Raw genomic sequence first — 25,199 nt, 5'->3', positions numbered from 1 at the left:
ATAGGTCCAGTTTGACACCGCCGGTCGGTCCTGTTGGCTAACCGGCGGTGCAGCCTGTTGATTTCACTCAAATCCGCAGGCTAACAAGGGTTATGCAAATCTACCTCCCGATTGCCGAAGTTTCCGTCAACGCCTTTCTTTTGTTTGGCCTTGGCGGAATGGTAGGCATTCTTTCGGGGATGTTCGGCGTTGGCGGCGGATTTCTGATGACGCCGCTGTTGTTTTTCATAGGCATTCCGCCTGCGGTGGCAGTGGCCACCGAGGCCAACCAGATTGTCGCCTCTTCCTTCTCCGGAGTTCTGGCGCATTTCCGACGAAAAACCGTAGACCTAAAAATGGGCTGCGTACTGCTGGTCGGTGGCCTGATCGGAGCCGCACTGGGCGTGGTGGTCTTCAACTATTTGAAGAGCCTTGGTCAGGTCGATTTGCTGGTGCGGCTTTGCTATGTCGTCTTTCTCGGCGTGGTTGGCGGGCTGATGTTCATCGAAAGCCTGAATGCGCTGCGACGCAGCCGCGGTAAGGGGCAGACTTCGCCACCGAAGCGCCGACAGCGCGGCTGGGTTCATGCCCTGCCGTTCAAAATGAGATTTCGGACATCGGGGCTCTATATATCAGTGATCCCTCCGGTACTCGTCGGTATCGTCGTCGGTATTCTTGCGGCTATCATGGGTGTGGGCGGCGGGTTCATCATGGTCCCGGCGATGATCTACATTCTGGGCATGCCCACAAAGGTCGTGGTGGGCACTTCGCTGTTCCAGATCATTTTCGTGACCGCCTTTACCACGATGCTTCATGCCACGACCAACTACACGGTGGATGTCGTGCTGGCGGTTCTGCTGCTGGTCGGTGGCGTGATTGGCGCCCAGATTGGCACCCAGATCGGAGTTAGGATGAAGGCCGAGCAGTTGCGCATCCTGCTGGCCGGGCTCGTCCTCGTGGTCTGTGGCAAGCTGGCCCTGGATTTGCTGCTGCAACCCAGCGAATTGTTCACACTCGGCGATGTGGGGGGGCACTGATGGTGTATCGGATCCTGTCCCTGCTGTTGTTGCTGGTCCCTCTGCAACTGTCTGCCGAGGAGGTCGTTCTGGGCCTCAGCGATGACCGGGTTGATATCACCACCAGTTTTGACGGGTCCGAGATCCTGATCTTTGGGGCGGTCAAGCGCGAGCAGCCGATTCCGACCGAAGCACCGCTGGAGGTCGTGATCACCGTGGCCGGCCCTTCGGAGCCCGTGATCGTTCGCCGCAAGGAGAACAGGTTCGGCATCTGGGTAAACACGGATGCGATCGAGGTAGATTCCGCTCCGAGCTACTATGCCGTGGCGACTACCGGGCCCTTGGACACTGTGCTGTCGAGCACCGAAGATCTCAGGCACAAGATTTCCATTGATCGCGCCATCCGATCCGTTGGTGCCCCCGCTACGGTCGAAGATGCCGCGGAATTCACCGAGGCTGTTATCCGTATTCGGAGCAACGAGGATCTCTATCAGATGCTCGAAGGTCAGGTTGCACTAGATCAGCAGACGCTGTTCCGAACCGCCCTGAAACTGCCGGCCAACCTGACGGAAGGCGACTATGCCACTCGCATCTTCCTGACCCGCTCGGGCAAGATCATTTCGCAATACGAAACCAGCATTGACGTCCGCAAGGTCGGACTGGAACGCTGGCTCTACAGCCTCTCTCGCGAGAAACCCATGTGGTACGGATTGATGTCATTGGCAATTGCTATCGCCGCTGGCTGGGGCGCATCAGCGGCCTTTACCGTTCTCAGGAACAGCTGATTTCCAGTCAGGTATATGCAAGGCTTAGTGCCCTATCCCCTACCGATATAGGGCATGGTCGTGGCCATCACGGTCATGAACTGGACATTGGCCTCCAGAGGCAGATCCGCCATGTGCAGGATCGAACGCGCCGCATCCATCACATCCATGCTGGGATCGGGCTCTTCTCCGCGGGCCTGCTTGGCTGCGTTCAGGTCTTCGACCATTGGTGTTCGGGCATTGCCAATGTCGATCTGACCGCAGGCGATGGAATAGGGTCGTCCGTCGAGTGACAGGCTGCGGGTCAGCCCGGTTATCGCCGATTTCGTCGCCGCGTAGGGGGCGGAATGAGGGCGTGGCACATGGGCGGCAATCGAACCGTTGTTGATGATCCTGCCGCCCTGCGGGTCCTGATGCCGCATGATCCCGAACGCAGCACGGGCCGCCATGAACATCCCGTTGAGATTGACGTTTACCGCGTGAAACCAGTCGTCGAGCGCGATCTCGTCAACCGTTCCACCGGGCACAAAAACGCCTGCATTGTTGAACAGGACATCAAGACGCCCGGCCTTGCGCACAAAGCTGTCGAATGCCTGCGAAACCGCGTCGGGATCCGTGATATCAGCAGGAAGGGACATGGCGGCTTCGCGACCAGCGGCTATCTCATCCAACACCTCTGCGCGACGGGCCAACATACCGACCGTCCAGCCCTTGTCCAAAAACAGCTCGGCGGTGGCGCGTCCGATACCGGAACTTGCTCCGGTTATCAAAATGCTCTTCATGTCTGCTCCTCCAATGTCAGTGTAGGCGCTGCGGCGGCACGCAGGTCATCAATACCCAGGGGCTGCTGCGGCTTGGCCAAACGATTGCGAACAACCCAGATCAACCGCCCCTGTGCCCGGGTTATTGCCACATAAGCCAGCCGCTTCCAAAGTGGTTGTCCGGCCTCGCTGCGCCCCATTCTTGCAGCGGCATAAATGTCTGGGGCAAAAACTTGAACAGTCTCCCATTGAGACCCCTGCGCCTTGTGGATCGTCACTGCCGCTCCGTGCAGAAATGTGGCTCCCATGCGGGCGGCATAGGGAATGAACGGTTCTTCTTCCTCAGGTTTTTCAATCTTCACGATCGAAGCGGCCGAAACCTGCGGGTCTTCGGCCCCCACCACGTGAAGACGTGAAAACCCCGGCTTGCGACCAGGGCCCAGATACACGACCTGCGCACCCTTGATGAGCCCCCTTGCTTCAAGATCCAGCCGTTTCTTGCGGTGCTTCAGCGGAAGCTCAATCCCGTCGCAAATCAGCGGCTCACCCGGAAGCAGCTCGTCCTCGGGAGCGGCATGCACAGTTCGGAACGCATTGATCAGGCGAATTCGCGTCGCATTGCGCCAGACAAGAACCGGGCTGCGTGCCATCAGATCTACTTCGACCCGCTGGCCCCATTGCACGCGATCATCACGGCGGGCGGTTTCTTCTATCATGCGCTCGAAATCTTCGAACCCAATCAGCGGGTCGGCAAGCGCATGGGCCAAGTCCAGAATAGGATTGTCGGCGGTTTGCCGGTGCACGCGATGCAATTCCAGCTTACGTGGCTCTGGCAGCTTTTCGAACACCATGGTGCCGGATTGGTTCACCGGGGCCAGCTGGGCGGGATCTCCGAACAGCAGTAGCGTTGGAAAAATCTCCTGCAGATCCTCGAACTGTCGGTCATCCAGCATCGACGCTTCATCGATGAAGCCGATATCCAGCGGTTCGTCCCGCCGCTTCCAACCCGTGATGAAATCGGAACCGCGCAGGCCTGCGGCGGCCAGCGCTCCGGGGATGGATTTGTTGCGATCATAGAAACCTCGGGCGCGTTCGAGCGCTTCATCCGTCAGGCCTTCGATTTCAGGTCTTTCACCATCCCCGGCCAACCATTCGGCGATGCGCTCGTATTCGGGATCGTATACCGGCGTGTAAAGGATCCGGTGGATGGTCGTTGCCGGAACCCCGCGCAATCGGAGCACACTGGCCGCCTTGTTGGTTGGAGCAAGGATCGCCAGCGTTCGGCGATCTGCTTTCCGACGACCTTCGTAGTCACCGGACACGACTTTGACACCGGCCGTTTCCAGTGCTTTGTAAAGCTCCGCCAACAGCAAGGTCTTACCGGAACCCGCCTTTCCCATCACCGCCATGACGCTGCTGGCCTTGCTTTGAGGCGGCCGTAAAAGGCTGTCGTCAAGGTCAATTCCGGCAAGGCGCAGCATCTCAGTAACTGCGTCGTAAGCCTGTGCCTGATCTTCCGAGAAGGTGATGGCAACGGAAACGTCTGATCGCGGGTTCTCGGGGGCGTCTGTCATGGCGCGACCCTACAGGGCCGAACCGGGCTTCGCCAGCCGAAGAACCCACTTTTCCTTACCCTGTCAGGGCGAACCGGTTCCGGGCGCTGCCTCCGATGTCACGGGCAAACCAAAGGCGGGACAGCTCGGCGGAAACACCAGCTCTGCTGGCGACGCGCGCCTGTGCCTGCGATGAGTATTCCCACAATCCTACAGAGATCCTGTCGCGCCCCTCGCCTTCGGAACCGAGGATCTCAGGTGATGATCCAATAGCCTTGTAAATCCGTACCATTCGTTCATCAAAAACTCCGGCGAAATGCTGGATGCCGAAACCCGTCATGATCTCGCCGCCGCCAAGCATCAGAGCTGCGGCCACATTGGAGGAAGTGCCGCGGGCGAGGCAGAACCGAGTACACTCCCAGATCAGCGGGCTGCATATCGGGCTGCCACCTGTCAGGTGGCCAAAGATGTCGTTGACCATCACCGGTCCGGTGGTCGGCAGAAATCGCATTGAACCGCCGTGCCCGCCATTGGGCTCTTCCCAGATGACGTAGAGTGGGTTCAATTCATCGTATTGATCCTGTTCTTCACCATTCTGGTTGACGGAAACATCCCAACCCAGACGCGTTTGAAACTGGTCTGCCCGATCGCGAAACATCGCGTGGGCCAGTTCTGGGTGGTGATGGAGTTGATCTGCATAGAGATAGCGCAGCATAATCATGTCCCCTTGTCGTCCTGACTGACAACAGGGCTAAAGGGGGAATGGTTAACATCCGGTCAGCGCTCCGAACGGTAGCGGCAGGTCAACACCCGTCAAAATCAGACGACAATCAGACCGCAACTCATGGCCCTTGCTATCGCATGAGTTGTATTCATTGCGCCGAGTTTGAACCGGGCGCTTTCGATGTAGACCCGCAATGTATGCTCGGAAATCGACAGGTTGTTGGCGGCTTGAGCCCTGTTGAGGCCCTGCGCCAGCAAGGTCATCGCATCGACCTCGCGCGGAGACAGAGCGCGTGCCAGTTCCGGTTGGCGACCCGCTTCAAACTCCAGCGCTTTCCGGTTGAAGTAATGGGCAAACAGGATCAGATCCCGACCGTTTTCTTCCGTGAACTCCTCCCAACATTCGTCGTTGCAGGTATGGTTCGCAGTGAACAGTGCAAACTGGCCATTGGGTCCGCGGATCGGGATCGTGTAGCCCTGATTGCCAACCCCGTACGAGGCAGCGTCTGCAAGGAAGGCTTTCGCAGCCTTTCCCGACCAGTCGAGCCGCTTCCAGTCGACAGGATGAAACTTTTGAAAACAGCCTGCTACGACGGGATCGATCCTCAGGTAGTTTCTTTCTACATATCGATCCGCCCATTCAAGGGGATAGGTCCCGCAGCCATATTGATCGCCCGAACTGTCGACCCAGTGATAAATGATGTGATCGATACCGAATGCGTCCCTCAATTCCTCGGAAACCGCTTGCATCCCCTCAAGCTTGTTGGTGTCGATCAAGGCATCGAGTATTGGTACCAGTTTTTGCGTTGTCCCCATTCGCCAGAACTAGAGCCTCTTTCCGTTTGGACGCAATCTCGCCAGCGGCTATCAGCATGGTGTCATCAAGGTGTTCCGCAAGAGCGTTGAGCCCATTCGATGACGCAAATGCATTTAGATCGGCCAGCACGTCCAGTATCCAGTCATTTTGCGTCATCAGAATCTCCCCGGAACAGTTAACGAATGATTAACACAACCATAGCATGTGTTAATATCTCGAAGAAACTCACTGGTTTCCACTCCCCAAAAATAGTGAGGGGGGATTTACCTAGTTACTCAACACAGGAATCTGGCCTCCGAAAACGATACACCCGCGAATTGCCGGGGCGATTCGCGGGTGCAAATTGTCGTTTGGAATGGCGCCAGTTTACTGGCCGGCTTCCAGAACCTCTTCGAATGTGCGCAGGCCGGTCTTGGGCGACTGGACCAAAACGGCCATGTTGCCGGGCTTGTGTTCGTTGCGAAGCATCTTCATGTGCGCGTCAGGGATCTCGTTCCAAGTGAACACTTCGGACATGCACGGATCAAGACGCCGCTCGCACATCAGACGGTTGGCGCTCGCAGCCTGCTTTAGGTTTGCAAAATGCGAACCCTGAAGACGCTTTTGATGCATCCACATGTAACGGACGTCAAAGGTGGTATTGAACCCAGAGGTCCCGGCACAGATGACAACGATTCCGCCCTTCTTCACCACCAATGTCGAGACCGGGAAGGTCGCCTCGCCCGGGTGTTCGAACACCATGTCGACATTGACGCCCTTGCCTGTGATGTCCCAGATTGCCTTGCCGAACTTGCGCGCCTCTTTGAGCCATTCATTGTATTCCGGCGAGTTCACGGTGGGCAGCTGCCCCCAGCACTTGAAATCCTTCCGGTTGATTACGCCCTTGGCGCCCTGATCCAGAACGAATTGGCGTTTGCTTTCGTCCGAAATCACACCGATCGCGTTGGCGCCCGCAGTGTTGGCCAGCTGGATCGCATAGGATCCCAGACCGCCCGACGCCCCCCAGACCAACACGTTCTGACCGGGCCGCAGCTCGTGCGGGTGGTGGCCAAACAACATCCGGTAGGCTGTGGCAAGGGTCAGCGTGTAACAAGCCGCTTCTTCCCAAGTCAGATGCTTGGGACGTGGCATCAACTGCTGTGCCTGAACCTTGGTGAACTGGGCGAAAGACCCATCGCCGGTTTCATAGCCCCAGATCCGCTGTGTCGGAGAAAACATCGGGTCGCCGCCGTTGCACTCCTCGTCGTCACCATCGTCCTGGTTACAGTGGATCACGACCTCGTCGCCCACTTTCCAGTTCTTCACCTTGTCTCCGACTTTCCAAACGATCCCCGAAGCATCCGACCCGGCAATGTGGTAGTCCTGACCGTGAACGTCGAACGGAGAAATCGGCTGGCCAAGCCCGGCCCAGACACCGTTGTAGTTAACACCGGCAGCCATTACGAGCACCAACACCTCGTGGCTATCAATCTCCCAGGTGTCGACGACTTCAACCTCGAACGATTTATCCGGCTCGCCGTGGCGTTCCCTGCGGATGGCCCATGCATACATTTTCTTGGGCACATAGCCCAGCGGGGGCATTTCGCCCAACTCGTAGAGGTCTTTTTCAGGCGCTTCGTACGGTGCGATACCGCCGTTGGTGTCCAAAGCCATAATGGCCTCCTTATGATGAATTGCGCCGCAATGCAGAATCGCGGGACTAAAGATGGAATAAGAACAGCCGCGCAATAATGCAATAGCCTCACGGCATCATTTTGTAATTTTATGACCCTGCAATCGCAGAAATTTCTGATGCAGTTGCAGAATTCTGCGGGGAAACGCGGGCCTCATCCGGCTGTTGCACCAGATGGTTGATCGAGTTTGCATAGAATTCCAGCAGGTTCCGGCGCTCCGCAGATGGCTCCAGATGTCCGTTCGTTTCCACGACGATCCGCCGTTCCAGCAACTGCCTCAGCCCAACCTCAAGTCCATAAGCACGATCATGTCTCGGCATATGAACGTAAGCATCAGGGTGCCTTTCCAGAAACTTGTCCACCTCGTGAAGCAGCGCCGTGCGCGACATTGATCCGTGCCGCAGCAACAGAAATGCGACCAAAGGCACCGGCAATACAGGGACCAAAGCTCCGATCCGGCGCATCAGGTGACGGGAAAGTTCAACGGTCGCTTCTCTGGTGGTCTCTGCCTGAAACTGCTTTAGAGAAATCGGTGCCCCAAAGCTCACTGCGGCGTATCCAAACCGATGCGCCCGCCCGGTCATGCGCAGCCACCCATGCTTGATCATCCATCCTGCAATCACGCCGATGCGGGCATTGAACCTTCGCTCGGCCTTGCCCGACGCTGCGGTCAAGACGGTATCTTCCAGCACTCTGTCGTAGTTGAGTGCGACCGGAACAAACACCACGTCGCGTTCAGACTGCTGGTGCGTGTCAACAATGTATTTCAGAAGCCCCAGTTTCGGGCGGCCAAGCTCTCCGTTCAAGCTCAACCCGCCCTCGGGAAAGATCGCTTGTGTCACACCTGCTTCGGTCGCGTGCCTGACATAGCAGGCAAGAACCGAACGATAGAGATCGCTTCTGGACTTGCGGCGAATAAAGTAGGCGCCCATGGCACGTATCAATCGGCTCAGAGGCCACACCCGCGCCCATTCTCCGACCGCATATGAGAGGGCTGACTGGTCGGCCGCGAGGTAGGTCACCAACACGTAGTCCATGTTCGAGCGGTGGTTCATTACAAAAACCACCGTGGCCTCAGGGTCGATCTGGCGCAGGGCCTCTTCGTCCACGTGACCAAGCCGGACCCGATAAACAGCGTTGCTGAGAAACCGGGCTGCACGGATCGCGAACCCGAAATAGGCGAAGGCAGAAAACGACGGCACGATCTCGCGCGCATATCGGGTTGCCTCCTGAAAGACCACATTTTCGGGAACACCAGTTTCACGCGAACTGGCCTGCACAGCTGCTGTTACCTCGGGATCGTAGATGAGCCGCTGGATCATGTCATGCCGTCTGGCCAGCTTGAACGGCTGGATCGGGCGTTCCAGTCGCGTGTTCAGGCGGGCCACAGCCCGTTCAAGCCGCCGGCGGAAATACCAGCGAACCGAAGGGATCATCACCTTGTCCAAAGCTGCGACCACGGCAAGAACCAGGATCAGCAGCAGAAGCCAAAGCGGCATTTCCACCATCTGCATCATTGGCGCACAGTGCCACTGAACAGAACCGGCGACAATCGGCTGCGGAAACTGTGTCGCGCCGCGTTGCAGCGAATTGACAACTTCCGAAAATTGCGATTTAGAGGCTGGAAGTGAAATATTATTGCCCACAACGACTCGAGAGACGCTGATGACGCAGACGCAGAAAGACCGCCAATCCGATCGGCCGTGGCTGATCCGCACCTATGCAGGTCACTCCACCGCCAAGGCATCGAATGCGCTCTACCGAGCCAATCTGGCCAAAGGGCAAACGGGCCTCAGCGTGGCGTTCGATCTCCCCACTCAAACGGGGTATGACAGCGATCACGTCCTGTCGCGCGGCGAAGTCGGAAAGGTCGGGGTTCCGGTCTGCCATCTGGGTGACATGCGAATGTTGTTCGACCAGATACCCCTTGAACAGATGAACACGTCGATGACGATCAATGCGACTGCACCATGGCTGCTGGCGCTTTATATCGCAGTCGCCGAAGAACAGGGTGCAGATGTCTCGCAGCTTCAGGGCACGGTCCAGAACGACCTGATCAAGGAATACCTGAGCCGGGGCACCTATGTTTGCCCGCCAAAGCCGTCGCTGAAGATGATCGCCGATGTGGCCGAGTACTGCTATACTAACGTGCCCAAATGGAACCCGATGAACGTGTGTTCCTATCACCTGCAAGAGGCCGGCGCGACGCCCGAACAGGAACTGGCCTTTGCATTGGCAACAGCCATTGCGGTTCTGGACGAGCTCAAGCCACGGGTTCCGGCGGAAGATTTCCCGGCGCTGTGCGGGCGCATCTCGTTCTTCGTCAATGCCGGGATCCGGTTTGTCACCGAGATGTGCAAAATGCGGGCATTTGTCGATCTGTGGGACGAAATCCTTGAACAGCGTTATGGGGTTGAAAACCCAAAATTCCGCCGCTTCCGCTACGGAGTTCAGGTCAACTCGCTGGGCCTGACCGAGCAGCAGCCCGAAAACAACGTCTACCGTATTCTTATCGAGATGCTCGCGGTGACCCTGTCCAAGAAAGCACGCGCACGCGCCGTTCAACTGCCGGCCTGGAACGAGGCATTGGGCCTTCCCCGCCCATGGGATCAGCAGTGGTCAATGCGGATGCAGCAGATCCTCGCCTTCGAAACCGATCTTCTCGAATATGGCGACCTGTTCGATGGAAACCCGGTCGTGGACGCCAAAGTGGAAGAGCTGAAACAAGGGGCACGCGCCGAACTGGCCAATCTCGACCAGATGGGGGGTGCGGTCGCTTCGATCGAATACATGAAATCGCGGCTGGTCGACTCCAATGCCGAGCGGTTGAATCGGATCGAACGCAACGAAACCGTTGTGGTCGGCGTGAACCGCTGGACCGAAGGTGAGCCATCGCCTCTGCAAACGGAAGATGGCGGGATCATGGTTGTTGATCCGGCCGTCGAGATTGAACAGATCTCACGTCTGGAGGAGTGGCGCACCGAACGGGACGATGCCGCTGTGAAATCGGCACTGGCTGACCTGAGCGAAGCCGCAAGAAACGGTGCAAACGTTATGGTTCCCTCCATTGCCGCGGCCAAGGCCGGTGTGACCACCGGTGAATGGGCCGAGGAAATGCGCAAGGTGTATGGGACCTACCGCGGACCCACCGGCGTATCCGGTTCGGTTTCGAACAAGACCGAGGGGCTGGATGATATCCGGGCTGCGGTGGATGCCGTCAGCGACCGGCTTGGCCGCCGGATGAAATTCCTGGTCGGAAAACCGGGCCTCGATGGGCATTCCAATGGAGCCGAGCAGATTGCATTCCGGGCGCGGGATTGCGGCATGGATATCTCCTATGACGGAATTCGCCTCACGCCCGAGGAACTGGTGGAAAAGGCGATCGAAGATCAGGCCCATGTGGTTGGGCTTTCGATCCTGTCCGGCAGCCACTTGCCACTGGTCGAAGATGTCATGCAGCGAATGGCAGATGCGGGGGTTAGCCACATTCCGGTTATCGTCGGTGGCATCATTCCCGATGATGATGCGGTTCGTCTGAAAGAAATGGGCGTTTCCCGCGTGTACACGCCTAAGGATTTTGAACTCAATACGATAATGACGGATATTGTCGAACTCGTTGATCCGCAAAAAATCGCCGCCGAATAAAAAAGATGCTGAAAAGCGTCTGAATTCCGGACTACCAATCATTGCACGTGCCATTATATGTGGCACGTGCATTTTTTTGGGGAGGACCACAATGGCCATCGATCTATCTACCATGTCGAAAAAAGAACTCGTAAAACTGAAATCCGACGTTGAAAAAGAAATAATCGCGGCAGAAAACCGTGAGCGTACGGCGGCACTTGAAGCTGCACGAAAGGCGGCCGCCGAATACGGATTCACACTTCAGGAACTGAATGTTACTTCGGGAGCCGCACGAAAAGGTGCCAAGACTGCAGCCAAATACAAAAACCCTGCCAATCCGGGCGAAACCTGGAGCGGCCGCGGTCGCAAGCCGAAATGGGTGCATGACGCACTTGCCAAGGGAACCGATATGTCTGAATTGGAAATCTGACACGATCATCAATAAGAAGGTTCTAAATGACAATTCATATTGGCGCCAAAGCCGGCGAAATTGCGGAAACCGTTCTTCTGCCAGGTGATCCCTATCGCGCGAAATGGGCTGCCGAGAATTTCCTGACCGATGTTCAACAGGTGAACAATGTCAGGGGGATGCTCGGTTTTACAGGCACGTGGAAAAGGAATAGGGTTACTATTCAGGGCAGCGGGATGGGGATGCCATCGCTGTCGATCTACGTGAACGAACTGATCCGGGACTATGGCGCAAAAACACTGATCCGGATCGGGTCGTGCGGAGCGATGCAGGAGAGTGTAGCGGTTCGAGATATCGTTATCGCAATGACGGCCAGCACGCTCAGCACTCCGTCGCGAGGTATCTTCCGCGAGCTGAACTTTGCGCCATCCGCGGATTGGTCATTGCTGAATGCCGCAGTGAAGGCGGCATCGAGCAAAGATGCGAAAACGCATGTCGGCGGCATTTATTCTTCGGATGTCTTCTATGATGAGCGTCCCGACCTGAACGAACAGATGGTTCGCCACGGCATTCTGGGCGTCGAGATGGAAGCCGCTGAGCTCTATATTCTTGCTGCCCGCCACAAATGCCGCGCACTGGCTGTCCTGACCGTATCGGATCACCTTCTGACTGGCGATGCCCTGCCCAGCTCCGAAAGGGAAACCAGCTTTGGAGACATGGTTGAAATCGCGCTCGAGTCTGCCTTTAGCTAAGTCAACGTCGGCTGCGCGCCAAAGGGCGCGCCGTCGTGACCCGCCTTCCCCAAAAACTGAGCTGTCGCCGCCCTGTCGTCCGATCCTATAATCGACCCGCGGTTGTTACCCCATGCGATCGGTCATATGCGTTTTGGGCAGGCGGTTTCCATCCCTCCAAGGCCCCATCGGCAGGTGTAAAAACTTCGACCAGAAGGGGATAGCAGGCCGCTGTGTCAGAGGAATGCTCTGACGAACAATCACCTCCCGGACAGGCGCTCAGATTGCCCAACAGTGGAATTTCGGCAAAGAATTCAAGATAATCTCCCGGTCGGACAGGGGAAGCTTTCATGAAGTACTGCCCGGTCTCGCGTGTAAACCCAGTGCACATGAACACGTTCAGCACATCATGAACCATTCTTTCCGCGACCATCAGATCAAGCCCCGTGTGATCTGCCAGAGCGCGTGTCAGGTTCGAATGACAGCAATGGTGATATTGAGTTCCCGACAACAGGTTTCCGGTATATGGGTCGCAACGCGTGCCGATGACGTCGTGGACCGATCCGCCATACTCGTCGATACCATACCAGCCCAACGAGTCCGCCACGATTGTCGTCATCGGGCGCAAAAAGGGGAAACTGGACCAGAGCCGCTCACCCGTCGTCACATGCGTGCCATGCAGCGCACGGGTTTTACCCGAATAAAACCGCTCGTTCAGGTCGTTCAGATTCCAAAGGTTGAGATCGCCGACCTGCGGCCCGTCGATCGAAGAGATACGAAAAAAGCTGCCTGCGGGCACTTCGAAACACCGTGCCTCCCTCGGTGGCACGATGACTTGGCCGGTTTTTCGGGCCGTTTCCCGTGCAGACGAGTAAAGCGCCAGATCCGGCGTGGGCAGTGTCTCGGGCGGGTAGCAGACGACAGGGGCGACTGCACGGCGGGCATCGGCATCAGGTGGTGGGACAGGCAAGGGCAGACTCCTTTAGGATTCTCTGCCATCACCTTCTTCAACGGGCTCGAACGTGTAAAGCCTCAGGCCGCGCGGGGTTTACCGCGACCGCGACGCTGAGGACGTCGATGCTTGTTACCCGGAGCGCCGGCGCCGCCACGATTGCCCCGATTGTTTCGCTGGTTTGAAGGTGGCGTAACACCTTCCCATGGCCGGCCGCTGGCAACGGGGATATCCATTTTCATCACTTTCTGGATCGCCCGCAATTCGCTGGCCTCGTCCGGCGCGCAGAATGCAACGGCCCGACCGTCGGCACCAGCCCGCGCGGTGCGGCCGATCCGATGCACGTAGTTGTCCGGCACGTTCGGAAGGTCGTAGTTGTAGACATGGCGAACATCAGGAATGTCGATGCCACGCGCAGCGACATCAGTTGCCACGAGAATACGGGCTTTGCCGTCCCGGAACGATTTGAGGGCCCTGTCGCGTTGGCCTTGCGACTTGTTGCCGTGGATGGATTCCGCCGCAAACCCCGCTGCCTCCAGTGATTTCCGCAGACGTTCCGCACCGTGCTTGGTGCGTGAAAACACCAGAGCGAGTTCTTCGCGGTGCTCGTCCAGCAACTCTTTCAAGAGCGAAGTTTTTTCCGCCTTGGCGATGAAATGCACGGATTGGGTGATCTTGTCCGCGGCCTTGCCCGGAGGCGAAACCTCCACCCGGATGGGGCCAGTCAGATATTTCTGCGCCACCTCGTTCATCTGTTTCGACATGGTTGCAGAGAACAGCATGGTCTGACGATTCTCGGGCAGCAGGTCTGAAATCTTTCGCAGGGCATGAATGAAGCCCAGATCCAGCATCTGATCTGCCTCGTCCAGAACAAGGAATCCGGTCGCCTCCAGAGTGACGGCACCACGATCCAGCAGATCGATTAAACGGCCCGGAGTGGCCACGAGGATATCCGTGCCGCGCGCCAGACGGTTCGCTTGCGCCGAAAGGGATTGACCGCCAACCACGATCCCGGTTTTGAGGTGACTCTTGCCCAGATAGGCGCGAAGGTTTTCATGAATCTGCTTGGCCAGTTCCCGGGTCGGAGCCAGCACAAGCCCGCGCACGGATTTCGGGGCAGGTTTTCCGCGCTCGGCCAGCATGATCTGTGCAAGCGGCAAACCGAAGGCCGCCGTCTTGCCAGTGCCGGTTTGCGCCAGGCCAAGGATATCCCGGCCCTGAAGTGCAAGCGGAATGGCCCGCAATTGAATCGGGGTTGGATCAACGATCCCCATTTCAGTAAGGCGCAGTACAAGACGCTCGGACAAGCCGAGTTCGGAGAATGTAGTCAAATCGTTTCCTTTTCGGCCCGTTTGCGGCGGGCACGTTTGGTGGCTCTGATTGAGCGAATTCCAGTATGGGCTGCCGCCCCGACATCCCGGACATTAAGCCGGATCTGCATCTAAGTGCGCGTCGGAGGGGTCTGGCTGGTACTCAACCAATCAAGCCAAAGAGGACCCATCTCGCGCCAATCCGGCGCAATTGGACCCTTCGGCAACGAAAGTCAATCGGAATCGCTGTCTGGCAACCGTTTTTTGCGCAGACAGTTGCGCGGTGTTTCGCTGCCCTTCCGGGTTGCACCGCAAAAGGCACAAGACCAAGTGCCCGCAGCCCGGTTCTGTCGCCATCGGCAATCGCGGGTCAGCCTGCTGGTGCGCGACCGCCAGAACAGATAGGCGAACACACCGAGTGCAAGTACGAGCAACAGGACAGGCATGGGCCGAGTTTGATCCTTGGCAATTTTGCAAGTAACCGGCCTGATATCGCCGGAAAGAATGGGAAAGGCCACGAACCCTACAGCTTGGGATCCGTGGCCTTCCAAGAAATCAGGGCGCTCGCTCAGACGGTTCGTTCGAGCATCATCTTCTTGATTTCGGCGATTGCCTTGGCGGGGTTCAACCCCTTTGGACAGGTCTTGGAACAGTTCATAATCGTGTGGCAGCGGTAGAGCTTGAAAGGATCTTCAAGCTCGTCCAGCCGCTCGCCGGTTGCCTCGTCCCGTGAGTCGATGATCCAGCGATAAGCATGCAGCAGGGCTGCCGGCCCAAGATAGCGATCACCGTTCCACCAATAGCTGGGGCAAGAGGTCGAGCAAGAGGCACACATCACACACTCATAGAGACCGTCCAGTTTCCTGCGGTCCTCGATCGACTGCCGCCACTCCTTGGCGGGGCGATTGGTCTTGGTTTCGAGCCAAGGCATGATCGATGCATGTTGCGCATAGAAATGCGTCAGGTCCGGGATCAGGTCCTTGACCACGGGCATGTGCGGAAGCGGATAGATCTTCACATCGCCCTTGATCTCATCCATTCCGTAGATGCAGGCCAGCGTGTTGATACCGTCAATGTTCATCGCGCAAGAGCCACAGATCCCTTCGCGACAAGAACGGCGGAATGTCAATGTCGGGTCGATCTCGTTCTTGATCTTGATCAGCGCATCCAAAATCATCGGACCGCAATCATCCATGTCCACAAAATACGTGTCCACACGCGGGTTCTGGCCGTCATCCGGGTTCCAGCGATAAATCTGGAACTTGCGCACGTTCCTTGCGCCTTCCGGCTTGGGCCATGTCTTGCCCGTGGTGATCTTGGAGTTTTTAGGCAGGGTCAGTTCGACCATGGGTAAGCCTCCTCAGGGATTTGGGCCTCTGAGCGCAGAGACCATGCGGTTTCGACAGGCGCGGGAGGCGCCGAATTTGTATTGAGGCCACGCATCACAACAGCACCTCTTTTGGCAAAGGCGCGTGATCCAGCAGCCGTGACAGGCGCATGGCGTCCTCAGGGAAGTGCCGTTTCAGACGTTCAGCAAGGAGTGTATCCCGAGCAGCCAGATGCAGCAGGGCCTGATACTCGGGATCGTCGGCCTGTTGCTGCCAGCGACGGTCGGTGGAAAGCTTGGCCGGATCCTCTGCATCGGCCTGAAAGGACGAGCCGCCGCCATAGCCCTGCACCTTTCCAAGCGTGTTGTCCCGTTCCGGCAGGCCGAGACGCCGAAGAACCTCGCCGCGAAAGCTCTCGGAAGATCGCCACGTGTCATAGGGGATACAGACGCGACGCTCCGTTTCCGCTGCATCCAGCAAGCTGAGCAGCCGGGAATAGATCGCCATTGCCCGCAGCATGACAACAGTGCGTTGAATGGCTGTGTATCCCGGATTGCGCTGCAATTTCCGAAGCAGGGACGCACTCCAGTTCAGGAAACCACGGCAGATGATCAAATCGCAGTTTATCAAGGCTTCGTCAAACGAACCCGAGGGCCGGGTCGCATGGGTGAATTCTGCGGGCGAAGTATCTTCATAAGACACCAACAGCATTGCCCCCTGCCCTGCGGTTGCGGTTGCTTGCGGCAAGTCCGAGACCGCCCGGCGCGGCGGGAGGGTTTCGCCGTTCACCTCAATGGCGCTGAAACTGGTCAAAGGGTTCTTGCCGGGGCGGCAGTTGTTCAGAAAGACCGATTTTTCCCCGGGGGCATTGCGCAATAGCCAATCGAGAATGGCGTGGTTGCCTGACCTCCTCATCCCGAAGGCCCTGAACATCAGCCCGGGTTCAAACCCAAGCTGCTGCCATGCCGGGGCAATCACCGTAGTATCGAGCGCCCGGTTCATTCGGAGACCTCCTCGGGCAGCGTCTTCACCCAATCGATATCATGCTCGTACCCCAGACGGATCAGTGCCTCACCAAAGCGATCTGCGTATACGGCACCCACGGCCCGCGGCAGCTCGGTCTGCCAGCGTTTGATTTTTCCGTACGAGGCGATGTGGTCATTCAGCCGGCCGGTACGGTTGGAGCTATCTGCCAGACCTCCAAAAAGCGAGTTGTCGCGAAAGATCTGCGTCGCGGTCTGCAACTCCTGCCCATCGAGGCCAAGTCTGCGAAACGCTTTGACGGCCAGTTCGCACGATGTATCGCGGATCAGATCCTCGTATCGCAATTCTGCCACCCGCTGATCGCCCCAAGGCCAGTCCAGCATCTGCTGAACTGTTTCGGCGTGCTTGTTGTCCATCTCGAACAGGAGTTTTTCGTCTCGCGTCTCGAGGGCATTGAGATGCTGCTGATACGTCAGCCCACCAAGGTCCGACCTCGGTTCATGCAGGAAACGCTCACCCTTCACCGGCGCGGTGTGGTGATAGGCACAGCCCGAAAGCAGAATGTCGCGCGGATCCCGGATCAGGTGAAGGAATACAACATCCTCGCGGACCCAGATCTGTTCCGGAAAATTGCCTTCCCAGTTTACCAGAATTGCGCGATCGGTCGCGGGAACCTTTGGCAAATGGCGGTCTGACCAGAGACCGACCATTGGCAGATCAAGCGCATTGGCTATCCCGCGCATAACCCGCTTGATCCAGACCGTGCCGGCCTTGTGGTGCGTAGCAACACACATCAGGCGAGGAGACCCGGTGTGAACCACACCGGGCGTTCCGCCCCTGCTGTCTGCCGCCAGGCGCATGGTTCGCGCCTCAGAAAGTCCGCGCCTTGGGCGCGATCTTCTTCAGGTTTATTCCGCCTTCGGTCTCGGTGGTCAGCGGATCCGTGATGACCGGCCGATAGCTAAGGTCAACCTTGTTGCCCTCAACCCGGGATACGGTGTGCACCCGCCATTCCTTGTCGTCGCGCTCCGAGAAATCCTCATGCGCATGCGCGCCCCGGCTTTCCTTGCGCGCTTCGGCGCCGACGATGGTCGCGAGCGCGTTGGGCATCAGGTTTGTGAGTTCCAGCGTCTCCATCAGGTCAGAGTTCCAGACCAGCGAACGGTCGGTCACTTTGATGTCATCGAGCTTGGCGGCGATTGCGGTCATCTTGTCGACCCCTTCGGCCATGGTCTTGGCGGTCCGGAACACGGCAGCATCGGCCTGCATGGTCTTCTGCATCTCAAGCCGCAGTTCTGCCGTTCCGACGGTTCCTTTGGCATTACGCAGCCCGTCAAACCGCTCAAATGCCCTGTCGACGGAAGCGTGATTGAGCATCGGGTTCGGTGCCTCAGCGTCCACAACCTTGCCGGCACGAATTGCTGACGCGCGGCCAAAAACCACAAGGTCGATCAGCGAGTTCGAGCCGAGGCGGTTGGCGCCATGGACCGACGCGCAGCCCGCTTCGCCCACGGCCATCAGCCCGGGAACAATTGCAGTGGGATCCTTCTTGCGCGGATTCAGCACTTCGCCCCAGTAGTTGGTCGGAATACCGCCCATGTTGTAGTGAACCGTCGGCAAGACCGGGATCGGTTCCTTGGTGACGTCGACACCTGCAAAGATCTTGGCGCTTTCCGAAATTCCGGGCAGGCGTTCTGCCAGTGCTTCGGCCGGAAGGTGGTTCAGGTTCAGGTGGATATGATCCCCGTCTTTGCCCACACCGCGGCCTTCGCGGATTTCCATGGTCATCGAACGGCTGACATAGTCTCGCGGCGCCAAATCCTTGTACTGCGGGGCATAGCGTTCCATGAAACGCTCGCCTTCGGAATTGGTCAGGTATCCGCCTTCACCGCGTGCGCCTTCTGTGATCAGGCAACCGGAACCATAGATCCCGGTGGGGTGGAACTGCACGAACTCCATGTCCTGCAAGGCCAGCCCGGCCCGAGCCACCATGCCTCCGCCGTCGCCGGTACAGGTATGTGCCGAGGTCGCCGAGAAATAGGCACGGCCGTAACCACCGGTGGCCAACACGACCATCTTGGCATTGAAAACATGCATGGTGCCGTCGTCCAGTTTCCAGCACACGACGCCTTGGCATTGACCGTCTTCGGACATGATCAGGTCGATGGCAAAATATTCGATGTAGAACTCGGCATTGTTCTTCAACGATTGCCCATACAGCGTGTGCAGGATCGCGTGGCCGGTGCGGTCGGCGGCCGCGCAGGTTCGCTGCACCGGGGGCCCTTCTCCGAATTCCGTGGTATGACCGCCAAAGGGTCGCTGGTAGATCTTACCTTCTTCGGTGCGCGAAAACGGAACGCCATAATGCTCCAGCTCATACACCGCCTTTGGCGCTTCTCGGGCAAGATACTCCATGGCGTCGGTGTCACCCAGCCAGTCAGAGCCCTTCACCGTGTCGTACATGTGCCACTGCCAGTTGTCCGGCCCCATATTCGACAGCGAGGCAGCGATCCCGCCCTGCGCCGCAACCGTGTGCGAACGTGTCGGGAAAACCTTGGTCACACAGGCGGTTCGAAGACCTTGCTCTGCCATGCCCAATGTTGCGCGCAGACCGGCACCGCCGGCGCCGACAACGACCACGTCATATTCGTGGGTTTCGTATTCGTAAGCAGCCATTTCTAGAAAGCTCCGGTCATTAAAGCGCGATGCGCGCGATGGCGAATAGGCCGGTCGCGGCCGCGGCATAGCTCAGGCAGATAACACCGATAATCAGGATCTTTTGTGCCAACCCGTGCACGTAGTCCTCGATCAGCACCTGGGCGCCGCTCTTGAAATGCATGAACCCCACGGAGAGGGTCAGGGCTGCGACGATCGCCGGGAACGGGCGCGAATAATACGCAACGACAGCCTCGTGCGGCTCGCCGAGCATTGGGCCAAAGGTGAAAACGAAAAGCGGCACCAGAAGCAGAAGAGCAGCGGAACTGACTTTCATTTCCCAGAAGTGATGTGTCCCGGATTTTGCCGATCCCATCCCGGCTGCACGTTTGCGGTCTGTGAGATAACGCATCTTGCTTCTCCCCTACGCCACTGCGAGCAGCGTAACCGCTGTCAATATGAAGGATCCGACGACAACAGCCCAACCCATTGCCTCGGCAGTGGGCAGATCCAGCCCAATGGCGTAGTCCCAGATCAGGTGACGGATGCCCGCCAGCGAGTGATACCACAGCGCCCAAAGCGAAAGCGCCATTATGATATCGCCAAGCAACGAAGTGATCACACCGTCCGCCACGGCAAAGCTTCCGGCCGACGTTGCAGCGGCGAGAAACCACCAGACGATCAGCAACGCGGCCAGGATCATAGCATTTCCGGTGATCCGGGTCAGGATCGATGTCACCGACGTCAGCTGCGGCCGGTAGATGGTCAAATGCGGCGAAAGCGGGCGGTTGCCCCGATTTACATCGGCCATGGTGGCTCCTTTCAGATTAGCTGCGCACGGTTTTACCGGATTTTCGAGTTCTGTCACGCATGCCAAAGGTCAAAAAGCGCGGTTTTTTGGCGCGGTCGGGCAGATAGTTCGCCTTTGTGATCACGCTAGTCAAAACCGTGATCACGAAATTTCGTGAGCCGGGTCAGTTCGCTTTCCGGCATAAAAAAACGATTCCCCCTCGTGTCGTCGTTTGCCGTCTGCTGTGTCACCTCGCGCAGCAGCTTTTTCCGTATTCGTTCAGGGTAATCTTCGAACCCTGAGGCCGATACGACAAAAGCCCCCTCGCCCACGATGACGTTCTCGAAGAAATAGGCCGTCAAATCAGGTTCGCTTTCTTCGATCGCTATGGAGTTCACCACAATCCCGGCGGCTTTCAGTCTCGGGTGGAGAGCAGTGGGCTCCACGCCTTCGTTAGATACTCCGTCGCCGGACAGGTCGATCAATCGCCTTTTGCAGTGTGACACCTCGCCAAACTGGTCCAAAGCGGCAAGCAAGGCCTCACCGATGGCAGTGGAATAGTTCCTCCAGACCCTTCTGTCCTGCTCCACCACTTCGGCAAAGCGCTCCAGTGCTTCGAAACTGTCAATCTCGGTCCAAGGCACAGTGATCTGCTGTCGGGATGCGCCGGTCCATTGAACCAGCATCAAACGGGCGTTCGCACGGACAAGCGCTTCGGAGACTATCGGGTCCCGCAGCCCCTGGGCCAGACCTTGCATCTGGATTTCATATTCTCGGGCATCCACCGACCCCGACACATCGACCGCCAGCGCCAAAGCAAGGTCGCAAGACAACGCCGCCGCTGGCATACAACTAGAAACGCTCAGCAATATGGTCCGAAAAACCTTCATGGGACGACCCTAGCAAGCAAACCTGCCAGGGCCGATCACTTTCGCGACATGCCGTATCCGAACAGGCCCGCATCAACGACAGAAGTGCCGGTTACTTGGGCATGAGGGCCCAGTAATCGAGATCCAGCAAGACCTCCGGCCGGTATTTTCCGTCTTCGTTTTTCAACTGGAACGGCTCGCCCCCTTTGGTCGCGACCAGCCTCAGCCGAATTGCGCCAACGCCCGGCGCCTCCGTATCGGCCTTGTCGAGAACTTCGGTCCAGGCCTTGACCGTATCGCCAGCAAAACAGGGGTTAGCGTGGGCGCCGCCGTTGAGGCCGACGATCATCTGGGCATTGGCCAATCCGTTGAAGCTGAGCGCGCGTGCCATCGAAATCACGTGCCCGCCATAGATCAACCGCCCCTCAGGACGGAAAGTCAGGTCGAAATGCACTTTGGCGGTGTTCTGCCAAAGGCGGGTTGCGATCATGTGCTCGGCTTCCTCAATGGTGACCCCATCGACATGATCGATGGTTTCGCCAATGTCATAGTCCCCCCAGCGATGGGGTTCACCGGCAAGAGCGAAATCGTAGTTGGAGAAGTCTAGACCGTCGGGGATGACAAGCTGATCGGCCGGAACCGTCTTCTGCAGGTCCGGCAGCACGGTTTCAGGCGCGGGTGCATCAAGGTCGGATTTACGCACCATCACCCAGCGCACATATTCCATCACGGTTTCGTCTCGCTGATTGAGACCTCGGGTTCGCACATAGACAACACCCGTCTTTCCGTTGGAATTCTGTTTCAGACCGATCACTTCGGATTCCGACCGCAGGGTGTCCCCGGCATAGACTGGCTTCAGCCAACGCCCTTCAGCATACCCGAGATTTGCCACCGCATTCAGCGATACATCGGGAACTGTCTTGCCGAAGACCACGTGAAACGAAACCAGATCGTCGATCGGGCTTTGCGGCAAACCGCACGTCTGGGCAAAACTGTCCGATGAATACAGCGCGTGCCGAGCAGGATAGAGAGCATGGTACAACGCGCGTTCACCACCTGACACAGTGCGCGGCACCGCGTGTTTGAGAATCTGGCCTACAGAGTAGTCCTCAAAAAAGCGACCGGGATTGGTTTTTACCATCATTGGGCTCCCAATTTCATGTCGGGTGAATAGTCAGCCTGAACCTCTTTGGTCACAGCCTGCGCGCAACGCATGACGCTGCTGGTCTGGTCAAACGCATATGACGGGTTGCCATACAACTCCCAACCTTTTGCCAGTGCATCCGAAACCTTGTGACAGAAGGCTGACGTGTCCTCCTCGGTGAGAAGGCGATAGAGTTTTGCCATTTTCGTGATCCTTATGAAGGGAAAGGCCAGTAGCCAAGCCAACCATGGACGTAGCCGATCACCGCCAACAGCACGACCGATCCCGCCATGAACATGGCGTCCTTGCCCAATGTGCCTGGTTCGCCCGGCGTCCAATCCGGTTCGTCCTTGTTGATTACCGATACTTCGACCAGCGCCCACACAAGTAGACCGCCAAACAGAATGATCGATGCCATATCGCCGTTGACCAATAGGTGTGCAATTGCCCAGACGCCAAAACCAGCAAGCATTGGATGCCGCATCTTGTTAAGGATCAGACCCTTTTCTCCTGCCGGGCTCATCATCCAGATGGCGATCAGGACCAACAGGTTGTTGAGATGAATCATGAAGGATGGTGGCGACCAGACATGAATGAACGGCGTCATACGGAAGCCAATCACCATCAGCACGATCCCGGCAACGATCCCGAGAGCGACCGCTCCGCGCCCGCCGTCACCCATAGCGGCGCGGCGTTCAGGAGCGACCCGCTTGAAAAGATGTGCGCCCCACCAAAATGCCACCCCCAAGATAAGAAGAATGAAACCCATGACCCGTCTACCCCTCTTGCAAAGCCGATATCGCCTCGGCTTTTGCCAGAATTTCACGTGCTGTGGCAACGTGCAGGTTCTCGACAATCTTGCCATCTACAACGGCAACGCCTTGCCCCCGTGCCTCAGCTTCTTCAAACGCGGCGATCTGACGGCCGGCGAGATCTATTTCGGCTTCTGAAGGCGCGAATGCGGTGTTGGTAATCTCTACCTGGGCCGGATGGATCAGCGTTTTTCCGTCAAACCCGAGGTCGCGCCCCTGTTCACATTCATAAATGAGGCCTTCGTCATCCTTGAAGGCATTATAAACACCATCGACGATGATCAGCCCCTCTGCCTTTGCTGCCAACAGACACAGCCCCAGCGACGTCTGCATCGGTAGGCGATCCGGGCGGAAGCGTGTCTGCAATTCCTTGGCGAGATCGTTTGTCCCCATTACAAAACCGGTCATCAGCGGGTGCGCGGCGATCTCTGCTGCATTCAGCATTCCGCGGGGGGTTTCCATCATTGCCCAGACAGGTATGTCGCCGGTGATGGCGGCAAGGGCATCCACATCAGCGGCTGAGCTGACCTTGGGCAGCAACAAGACATCGGCGTCCATATCCTTCACCGCTTCGGCATCCGCATGCCCCCACGGCGTGTCCAACCCGTTGATCCGCACGATCCGAACCCGCGCACCATATCCACCTTGGGACAAGGCCGCCTTTAGCGTCTCGCGTGCGTTCTCCTTCTCATCTGCAGATACAGCATCTTCTAGGTCAAAGATGATCGCGTCGACCGGCAGGTTTCTGGCCTTGTCCAATGCACGTTCTTTGGATGCCGGGATATAGAGAACAGAACGATAAGGGCGCAGGCGGGGGTCCATGAGTCTCTCCTGAGTAATTTTGTTGCGCAGAAGGGGGCATTTTTTACCGGAAAGTTCAAGGGGAAATCGCCGCAATGCAGCATGTGCCGTTGCCACACCCCCGACCGGAGGGTTAACGGCACCTAAGTCAGTCCCTGCCAACCTCAGAACCGGTCAAAAACCCGCAGCCCTGCGGCAAGCCACCGGGACATAGAGATACAGGGAGGAGACAGCTCATGGTGAAAACCGTGTTCAAGATGACGATGGGGTTGGGGCTGATGGTCCTTGCTGCCCAGCAGGTCAATGCACAGTCCGGACGCAACTGCACCGCGCGCGACACCGTGCTCAGCAAGTTGGCCAAAGACTACGGGGAAACCAGACAGGGCATCGGCCTGGGTACACAGGGATCGGTCGTAGAAATCTTTGCCTCTTTGCAAACGGGCTCTTGGACAATCACAGTCACTCTGCCGTCGGGCGTCACGTGTCTGATAGCCGCCGGTCAATCGTACGAGGCTCTGTCGGAAGCGCTTCCGGCCACCGGGAGAGACACCTGAGGCTTCAACTCCGGACCGCGCGGCTGCTCGCCCGGCTGGCGGCGACACTCAACTCAGCGCATCCCAGATCAGTTTGCTGCCAGTCAGGCTGAGCAAAATATAAGCCGCACCAAAGAACATCCGTTCAGACATCATCCAATGTGCACGTACCCCCAGCCACGCCCCCAGCACGGCAAAGGGTGCCAGCAACAAATCAGCCCACATCGTCTGAACCGAAAACATCCCCAAAAAGGCATAAGGCACAAATTTCGCGATGTTGATGACCCAGAAGGTCAGCACGGTGGTTGCCTGAAACTCGGTTTTCGTAAGCCGCTGTGACAGCAGGTAGACTGCGGCGGGCGGCCCGCCAGCGTGACTGACGAAACTCGTGAACCCGGTGACAACCCCGGCAAACAACCCGGCCCAAGGCGGCAGGCGCTTGGAAAACCCGTGCAACCAACCCCTCGACTGCGACAGGTGCCAGACCACGAAAGCGATTGAGATCCCTCCGATCAACAATCTCAGCAGATCTGCATCAGTTGCCTGATACAGCCATGCGCCCAGCGCGACGCCCGGCACCCCTCCCGAAAGAAGCAGCCGTGCATCGGGCCAGCTCCATCGCCGCCAGAACGGACCGAGCGTTGCCAGATCGATCACCATCAGGATCGGCAACATCAACGCAAGTGCCTGTCCCGGCTCCAAAATCAAAGCCAGAATCGATGACGAAGCAAAAGCGACGCCGGAACCGAACCCACCTTTGGAGACGCCAGCGAATATGACTGCGGGTATGGCCACTGCAAAAAACGTCAGATCCAGATTCGGCACAGGTTGAGCCCCACAAAAGCCAATTCTTCAAACGGTTTAGCGCAAACTGGTCCGGACGAACACTGATGATGCGATGCCATGCCGCGTAGTGGGACACTTGCACAGAAGGCCATTAGCGACTAGCAAACCGGCGATTTAAACCGGAC

At 57.7% G+C, this 25,199-nt stretch carries 26 protein-coding genes; 6 read left to right on the top strand and 20 right to left on the bottom strand.

All coding sequences use genetic code 11. The annotated features are described in order from the left end of the window. The first annotated feature begins 92 nt into the window (after nucleotides 1-92). Entirely contained in the window at nucleotides 93-1,016 is a 924-nt protein-coding gene (locus ACP15U_RS01165; protein WP_425043285.1) for a sulfite exporter TauE/SafE family protein, read from the top strand. Further along, nucleotides 1,016-1,780, top strand: a complete 765-nt coding sequence (locus ACP15U_RS01160) for a TIGR02186 family protein (protein WP_425043284.1) — start codon at nucleotides 1,016-1,018, stop codon at nucleotides 1,778-1,780. Before ACP15U_RS01165 ends, ACP15U_RS01160 begins: the two co-directional genes overlap by 1 nt. A 32-nt stretch (nucleotides 1,781-1,812) precedes the next feature. Here ACP15U_RS01160 and ACP15U_RS01155 read toward each other — a convergent pair whose 3' ends face one another. The 6 genes from ACP15U_RS01155 to ACP15U_RS01130 form a co-directional block, all read right to left on the bottom strand. Further along, entirely contained in the window at nucleotides 1,813-2,541 is a 729-nt protein-coding gene (locus tag ACP15U_RS01155) for an SDR family oxidoreductase (protein WP_425043283.1), read from the bottom strand. Beyond that, a complete protein-coding gene (locus ACP15U_RS01150; RefSeq protein WP_425043282.1) occupies nucleotides 2,538-4,094 on the bottom strand; it encodes an AAA family ATPase in 1,557 nt (518 codons plus the stop codon). The genes ACP15U_RS01155 and ACP15U_RS01150 overlap by 4 nt, the downstream gene beginning before the upstream one ends. Nucleotides 4,095-4,149: 55 nt before the next feature. Further along, complete coding sequence (locus tag ACP15U_RS01145) at nucleotides 4,150-4,788, bottom strand: acyl-homoserine-lactone synthase (protein WP_425043721.1); 639 nt, start codon at nucleotides 4,786-4,788, stop codon at nucleotides 4,150-4,152. Nucleotides 4,789-4,892: 104 nt separating this feature from the next. Continuing rightward, nucleotides 4,893-5,612, bottom strand: a complete 720-nt coding sequence (locus ACP15U_RS01140) for a helix-turn-helix transcriptional regulator (protein ID WP_425043281.1) — start codon at nucleotides 5,610-5,612, stop codon at nucleotides 4,893-4,895. A 367-nt stretch (nucleotides 5,613-5,979) separates the two neighbouring features. Beyond that, nucleotides 5,980-7,266, bottom strand: coding sequence for a crotonyl-CoA carboxylase/reductase (gene ccrA / locus ACP15U_RS01135; protein ID WP_425043280.1), 1,287 nt, complete (start codon nucleotides 7,264-7,266; stop codon nucleotides 5,980-5,982). Nucleotides 7,267-7,375: 109 nt separating this feature from the next. Next, a complete protein-coding gene (locus ACP15U_RS01130) occupies nucleotides 7,376-8,803 on the bottom strand; it encodes a 1-acyl-sn-glycerol-3-phosphate acyltransferase (RefSeq protein ID WP_425043279.1) in 1,428 nt (475 codons plus the stop codon). 148 nt (nucleotides 8,804-8,951) lie between these two features. On the opposite strand from ACP15U_RS01130, the gene ACP15U_RS01125 reads away from it, so the two are divergent. From ACP15U_RS01125 to deoD, 3 genes are all read left to right on the top strand, one after another. Next, nucleotides 8,952-10,931 carry a methylmalonyl-CoA mutase family protein gene (locus tag ACP15U_RS01125; protein WP_425043278.1) on the top strand — a complete coding sequence of 660 codons (1,980 nt, stop codon included), beginning with the start codon at nucleotides 8,952-8,954 and terminating at the stop codon, nucleotides 10,929-10,931. Between the two features lie 91 nt (nucleotides 10,932-11,022). Beyond that, nucleotides 11,023-11,340, top strand: a complete 318-nt coding sequence (locus ACP15U_RS01120; RefSeq protein ID WP_425043277.1) for an H-NS family nucleoid-associated regulatory protein — start codon at nucleotides 11,023-11,025, stop codon at nucleotides 11,338-11,340. 26 nt (nucleotides 11,341-11,366) lie between these two features. Continuing rightward, nucleotides 11,367-12,071 (top strand): purine-nucleoside phosphorylase, encoded by a 705-nt coding sequence (gene deoD, locus ACP15U_RS01115; RefSeq protein ID WP_425043276.1) that lies wholly within the window; start codon nucleotides 11,367-11,369, stop codon nucleotides 12,069-12,071. 85 nt (nucleotides 12,072-12,156) lie between these two features. On the opposite strand, the gene ACP15U_RS01110 is transcribed toward deoD, so the two are convergent. The 13 genes from ACP15U_RS01110 to ACP15U_RS01050 all read right to left on the bottom strand — a co-directional run bounded on the left by ACP15U_RS01110 (nucleotide 12,157) and on the right by ACP15U_RS01050 (nucleotide 23,716). Beyond that, nucleotides 12,157-13,020 (bottom strand): urea carboxylase-associated family protein, encoded by an 864-nt coding sequence (locus ACP15U_RS01110; RefSeq protein WP_425043275.1) that lies wholly within the window; start codon nucleotides 13,018-13,020, stop codon nucleotides 12,157-12,159. A 62-nt stretch (nucleotides 13,021-13,082) separates the two neighbouring features. Continuing rightward, a complete protein-coding gene (locus tag ACP15U_RS01105; protein WP_425043274.1) occupies nucleotides 13,083-14,333 on the bottom strand; it encodes a DEAD/DEAH box helicase in 1,251 nt (416 codons plus the stop codon). A 547-nt stretch (nucleotides 14,334-14,880) separates the two neighbouring features. Continuing rightward, nucleotides 14,881-15,660, bottom strand: coding sequence for a succinate dehydrogenase iron-sulfur subunit (locus tag ACP15U_RS01100; RefSeq protein ID WP_425043273.1), 780 nt, complete (start codon nucleotides 15,658-15,660; stop codon nucleotides 14,881-14,883). A 94-nt stretch (nucleotides 15,661-15,754) separates the two neighbouring features. Then, complete coding sequence (locus tag ACP15U_RS01095; protein ID WP_425043272.1) at nucleotides 15,755-16,642, bottom strand: hypothetical protein; 888 nt, start codon at nucleotides 16,640-16,642, stop codon at nucleotides 15,755-15,757. Beyond that, on the bottom strand, nucleotides 16,639-17,484 hold the full coding sequence (locus tag ACP15U_RS01090; RefSeq protein ID WP_425043271.1) for a hypothetical protein: 846 nt from the start codon (nucleotides 17,482-17,484) through the stop codon (nucleotides 16,639-16,641). The genes ACP15U_RS01095 and ACP15U_RS01090 overlap by 4 nt, the downstream gene beginning before the upstream one ends. A gap of 10 nt (nucleotides 17,485-17,494) precedes the next feature. Beyond that, the gene (gene sdhA / locus ACP15U_RS01085) at nucleotides 17,495-19,300 is read right to left on the bottom strand and encodes a succinate dehydrogenase flavoprotein subunit (protein ID WP_425043270.1); all 1,806 of its coding nucleotides are present in this window, start codon (nucleotides 19,298-19,300) and stop codon (nucleotides 17,495-17,497) included. Between the two features lie 19 nt (nucleotides 19,301-19,319). Beyond that, a complete protein-coding gene (sdhD, locus tag ACP15U_RS01080) occupies nucleotides 19,320-19,691 on the bottom strand; it encodes a succinate dehydrogenase, hydrophobic membrane anchor protein (protein WP_425043269.1) in 372 nt (123 codons plus the stop codon). 12 nt (nucleotides 19,692-19,703) lie between these two features. Continuing rightward, nucleotides 19,704-20,090 carry a succinate dehydrogenase, cytochrome b556 subunit gene (gene sdhC / locus ACP15U_RS01075; protein ID WP_425043268.1) on the bottom strand — a complete coding sequence of 129 codons (387 nt, stop codon included), beginning with the start codon at nucleotides 20,088-20,090 and terminating at the stop codon, nucleotides 19,704-19,706. Nucleotides 20,091-20,215: 125 nt separating this feature from the next. Further along, a complete protein-coding gene (locus ACP15U_RS01070) occupies nucleotides 20,216-20,959 on the bottom strand; it encodes a DUF1194 domain-containing protein (protein ID WP_425043267.1) in 744 nt (247 codons plus the stop codon). 91 nt (nucleotides 20,960-21,050) lie between these two features. After that, entirely contained in the window at nucleotides 21,051-22,079 is a 1,029-nt protein-coding gene (locus ACP15U_RS01065; protein ID WP_425043266.1) for a MaoC family dehydratase, read from the bottom strand. Next, nucleotides 22,079-22,285 (bottom strand): DUF1737 domain-containing protein, encoded by a 207-nt coding sequence (locus tag ACP15U_RS01060; RefSeq protein WP_425043265.1) that lies wholly within the window; start codon nucleotides 22,283-22,285, stop codon nucleotides 22,079-22,081. The genes ACP15U_RS01065 and ACP15U_RS01060 overlap by 1 nt, the downstream gene beginning before the upstream one ends. An 11-nt stretch (nucleotides 22,286-22,296) precedes the next feature. Further along, nucleotides 22,297-22,851: an NnrU family protein gene (locus ACP15U_RS01055; protein WP_425043264.1), complete on the bottom strand. Its 555-nt coding sequence runs from the start codon at nucleotides 22,849-22,851 to the stop codon at nucleotides 22,297-22,299. A gap of 7 nt (nucleotides 22,852-22,858) precedes the next feature. Further along, nucleotides 22,859-23,716, bottom strand: a complete 858-nt coding sequence (locus tag ACP15U_RS01050) for an HpcH/HpaI aldolase/citrate lyase family protein (protein ID WP_425043263.1) — start codon at nucleotides 23,714-23,716, stop codon at nucleotides 22,859-22,861. A 215-nt stretch (nucleotides 23,717-23,931) separates the two neighbouring features. On the opposite strand from ACP15U_RS01050, the gene ACP15U_RS01045 reads away from it, so the two are divergent. Continuing rightward, the gene (locus ACP15U_RS01045; RefSeq protein WP_425043262.1) at nucleotides 23,932-24,249 is read left to right on the top strand and encodes a hypothetical protein; all 318 of its coding nucleotides are present in this window, start codon (nucleotides 23,932-23,934) and stop codon (nucleotides 24,247-24,249) included. Nucleotides 24,250-24,297: 48 nt separating this feature from the next. Here the strand turns inward: ACP15U_RS01045 and ACP15U_RS01040 are convergent, their stop codons facing one another. Next, nucleotides 24,298-25,053, bottom strand: coding sequence for a sulfite exporter TauE/SafE family protein (locus ACP15U_RS01040; protein WP_425043261.1), 756 nt, complete (start codon nucleotides 25,051-25,053; stop codon nucleotides 24,298-24,300). Between the last annotated feature and the right edge of the window lie 146 nt (nucleotides 25,054-25,199).

This window comes from Primorskyibacter sp. S87 (genome assembly GCF_049801055.1).
Classification (GTDB): Bacteria; Pseudomonadota; Alphaproteobacteria; order Rhodobacterales; family Rhodobacteraceae; genus JBNAGF01.
The sequence above is the reverse complement of the archived record's forward strand: the minus strand, read 5'-3'. Positions and strand labels throughout refer to the sequence as shown.

Coding starts and splice junctions, on each gene's coding strand:
- ACP15U_RS01165 (WP_425043285.1), top strand. CDS start 93: ATGCAAATCTACCTCCCGATTGCCGAAGTTTCCGTCAACGCCTTTCTT.
- ccrA (WP_425043280.1), bottom strand. CDS start 7,266: ATGGCTTTGGACACCAACGGCGGTATCGCACCGTACGAAGCGCCTGAA.
- ACP15U_RS01150 (WP_425043282.1), bottom strand. CDS start 4,094: ATGACAGACGCCCCCGAGAACCCGCGATCAGACGTTTCCGTTGCCATC.
- sdhD (WP_425043269.1), bottom strand. CDS start 19,691: ATGCGTTATCTCACAGACCGCAAACGTGCAGCCGGGATGGGATCGGCA.
- ACP15U_RS01055 (WP_425043264.1), bottom strand. CDS start 22,851: ATGGGTTTCATTCTTCTTATCTTGGGGGTGGCATTTTGGTGGGGCGCA.
- sdhA (WP_425043270.1), bottom strand. CDS start 19,300: ATGGCTGCTTACGAATACGAAACCCACGAATATGACGTGGTCGTTGTC.
- ACP15U_RS01045 (WP_425043262.1), top strand. CDS start 23,932: ATGGTGAAAACCGTGTTCAAGATGACGATGGGGTTGGGGCTGATGGTC.
- sdhC (WP_425043268.1), bottom strand. CDS start 20,090: ATGGCCGATGTAAATCGGGGCAACCGCCCGCTTTCGCCGCATTTGACC.
- ACP15U_RS01155 (WP_425043283.1), bottom strand. CDS start 2,541: ATGAAGAGCATTTTGATAACCGGAGCAAGTTCCGGTATCGGACGCGCC.
- ACP15U_RS01140 (WP_425043281.1), bottom strand. CDS start 5,612: ATGGGGACAACGCAAAAACTGGTACCAATACTCGATGCCTTGATCGAC.
- ACP15U_RS01065 (WP_425043266.1), bottom strand. CDS start 22,079: ATGGTAAAAACCAATCCCGGTCGCTTTTTTGAGGACTACTCTGTAGGC.
- ACP15U_RS01060 (WP_425043265.1), bottom strand. CDS start 22,285: ATGGCAAAACTCTATCGCCTTCTCACCGAGGAGGACACGTCAGCCTTC.
- ACP15U_RS01160 (WP_425043284.1), top strand. CDS start 1,016: ATGGTGTATCGGATCCTGTCCCTGCTGTTGTTGCTGGTCCCTCTGCAA.
- ACP15U_RS01070 (WP_425043267.1), bottom strand. CDS start 20,959: ATGAAGGTTTTTCGGACCATATTGCTGAGCGTTTCTAGTTGTATGCCA.
- ACP15U_RS01100 (WP_425043273.1), bottom strand. CDS start 15,660: ATGGTCGAACTGACCCTGCCTAAAAACTCCAAGATCACCACGGGCAAG.
- ACP15U_RS01145 (WP_425043721.1), bottom strand. CDS start 4,788: ATGCTGCGCTATCTCTATGCAGATCAACTCCATCACCACCCAGAACTG.
- ACP15U_RS01130 (WP_425043279.1), bottom strand. CDS start 8,803: ATGATGCAGATGGTGGAAATGCCGCTTTGGCTTCTGCTGCTGATCCTG.
- ACP15U_RS01095 (WP_425043272.1), bottom strand. CDS start 16,642: ATGAACCGGGCGCTCGATACTACGGTGATTGCCCCGGCATGGCAGCAG.
- deoD (WP_425043276.1), top strand. CDS start 11,367: ATGACAATTCATATTGGCGCCAAAGCCGGCGAAATTGCGGAAACCGTT.
- ACP15U_RS01090 (WP_425043271.1), bottom strand. CDS start 17,484: ATGCGCCTGGCGGCAGACAGCAGGGGCGGAACGCCCGGTGTGGTTCAC.
- ACP15U_RS01120 (WP_425043277.1), top strand. CDS start 11,023: ATGGCCATCGATCTATCTACCATGTCGAAAAAAGAACTCGTAAAACTG.
- ACP15U_RS01125 (WP_425043278.1), top strand. CDS start 8,952: ATGACGCAGACGCAGAAAGACCGCCAATCCGATCGGCCGTGGCTGATC.
- ACP15U_RS01050 (WP_425043263.1), bottom strand. CDS start 23,716: ATGGACCCCCGCCTGCGCCCTTATCGTTCTGTTCTCTATATCCCGGCA.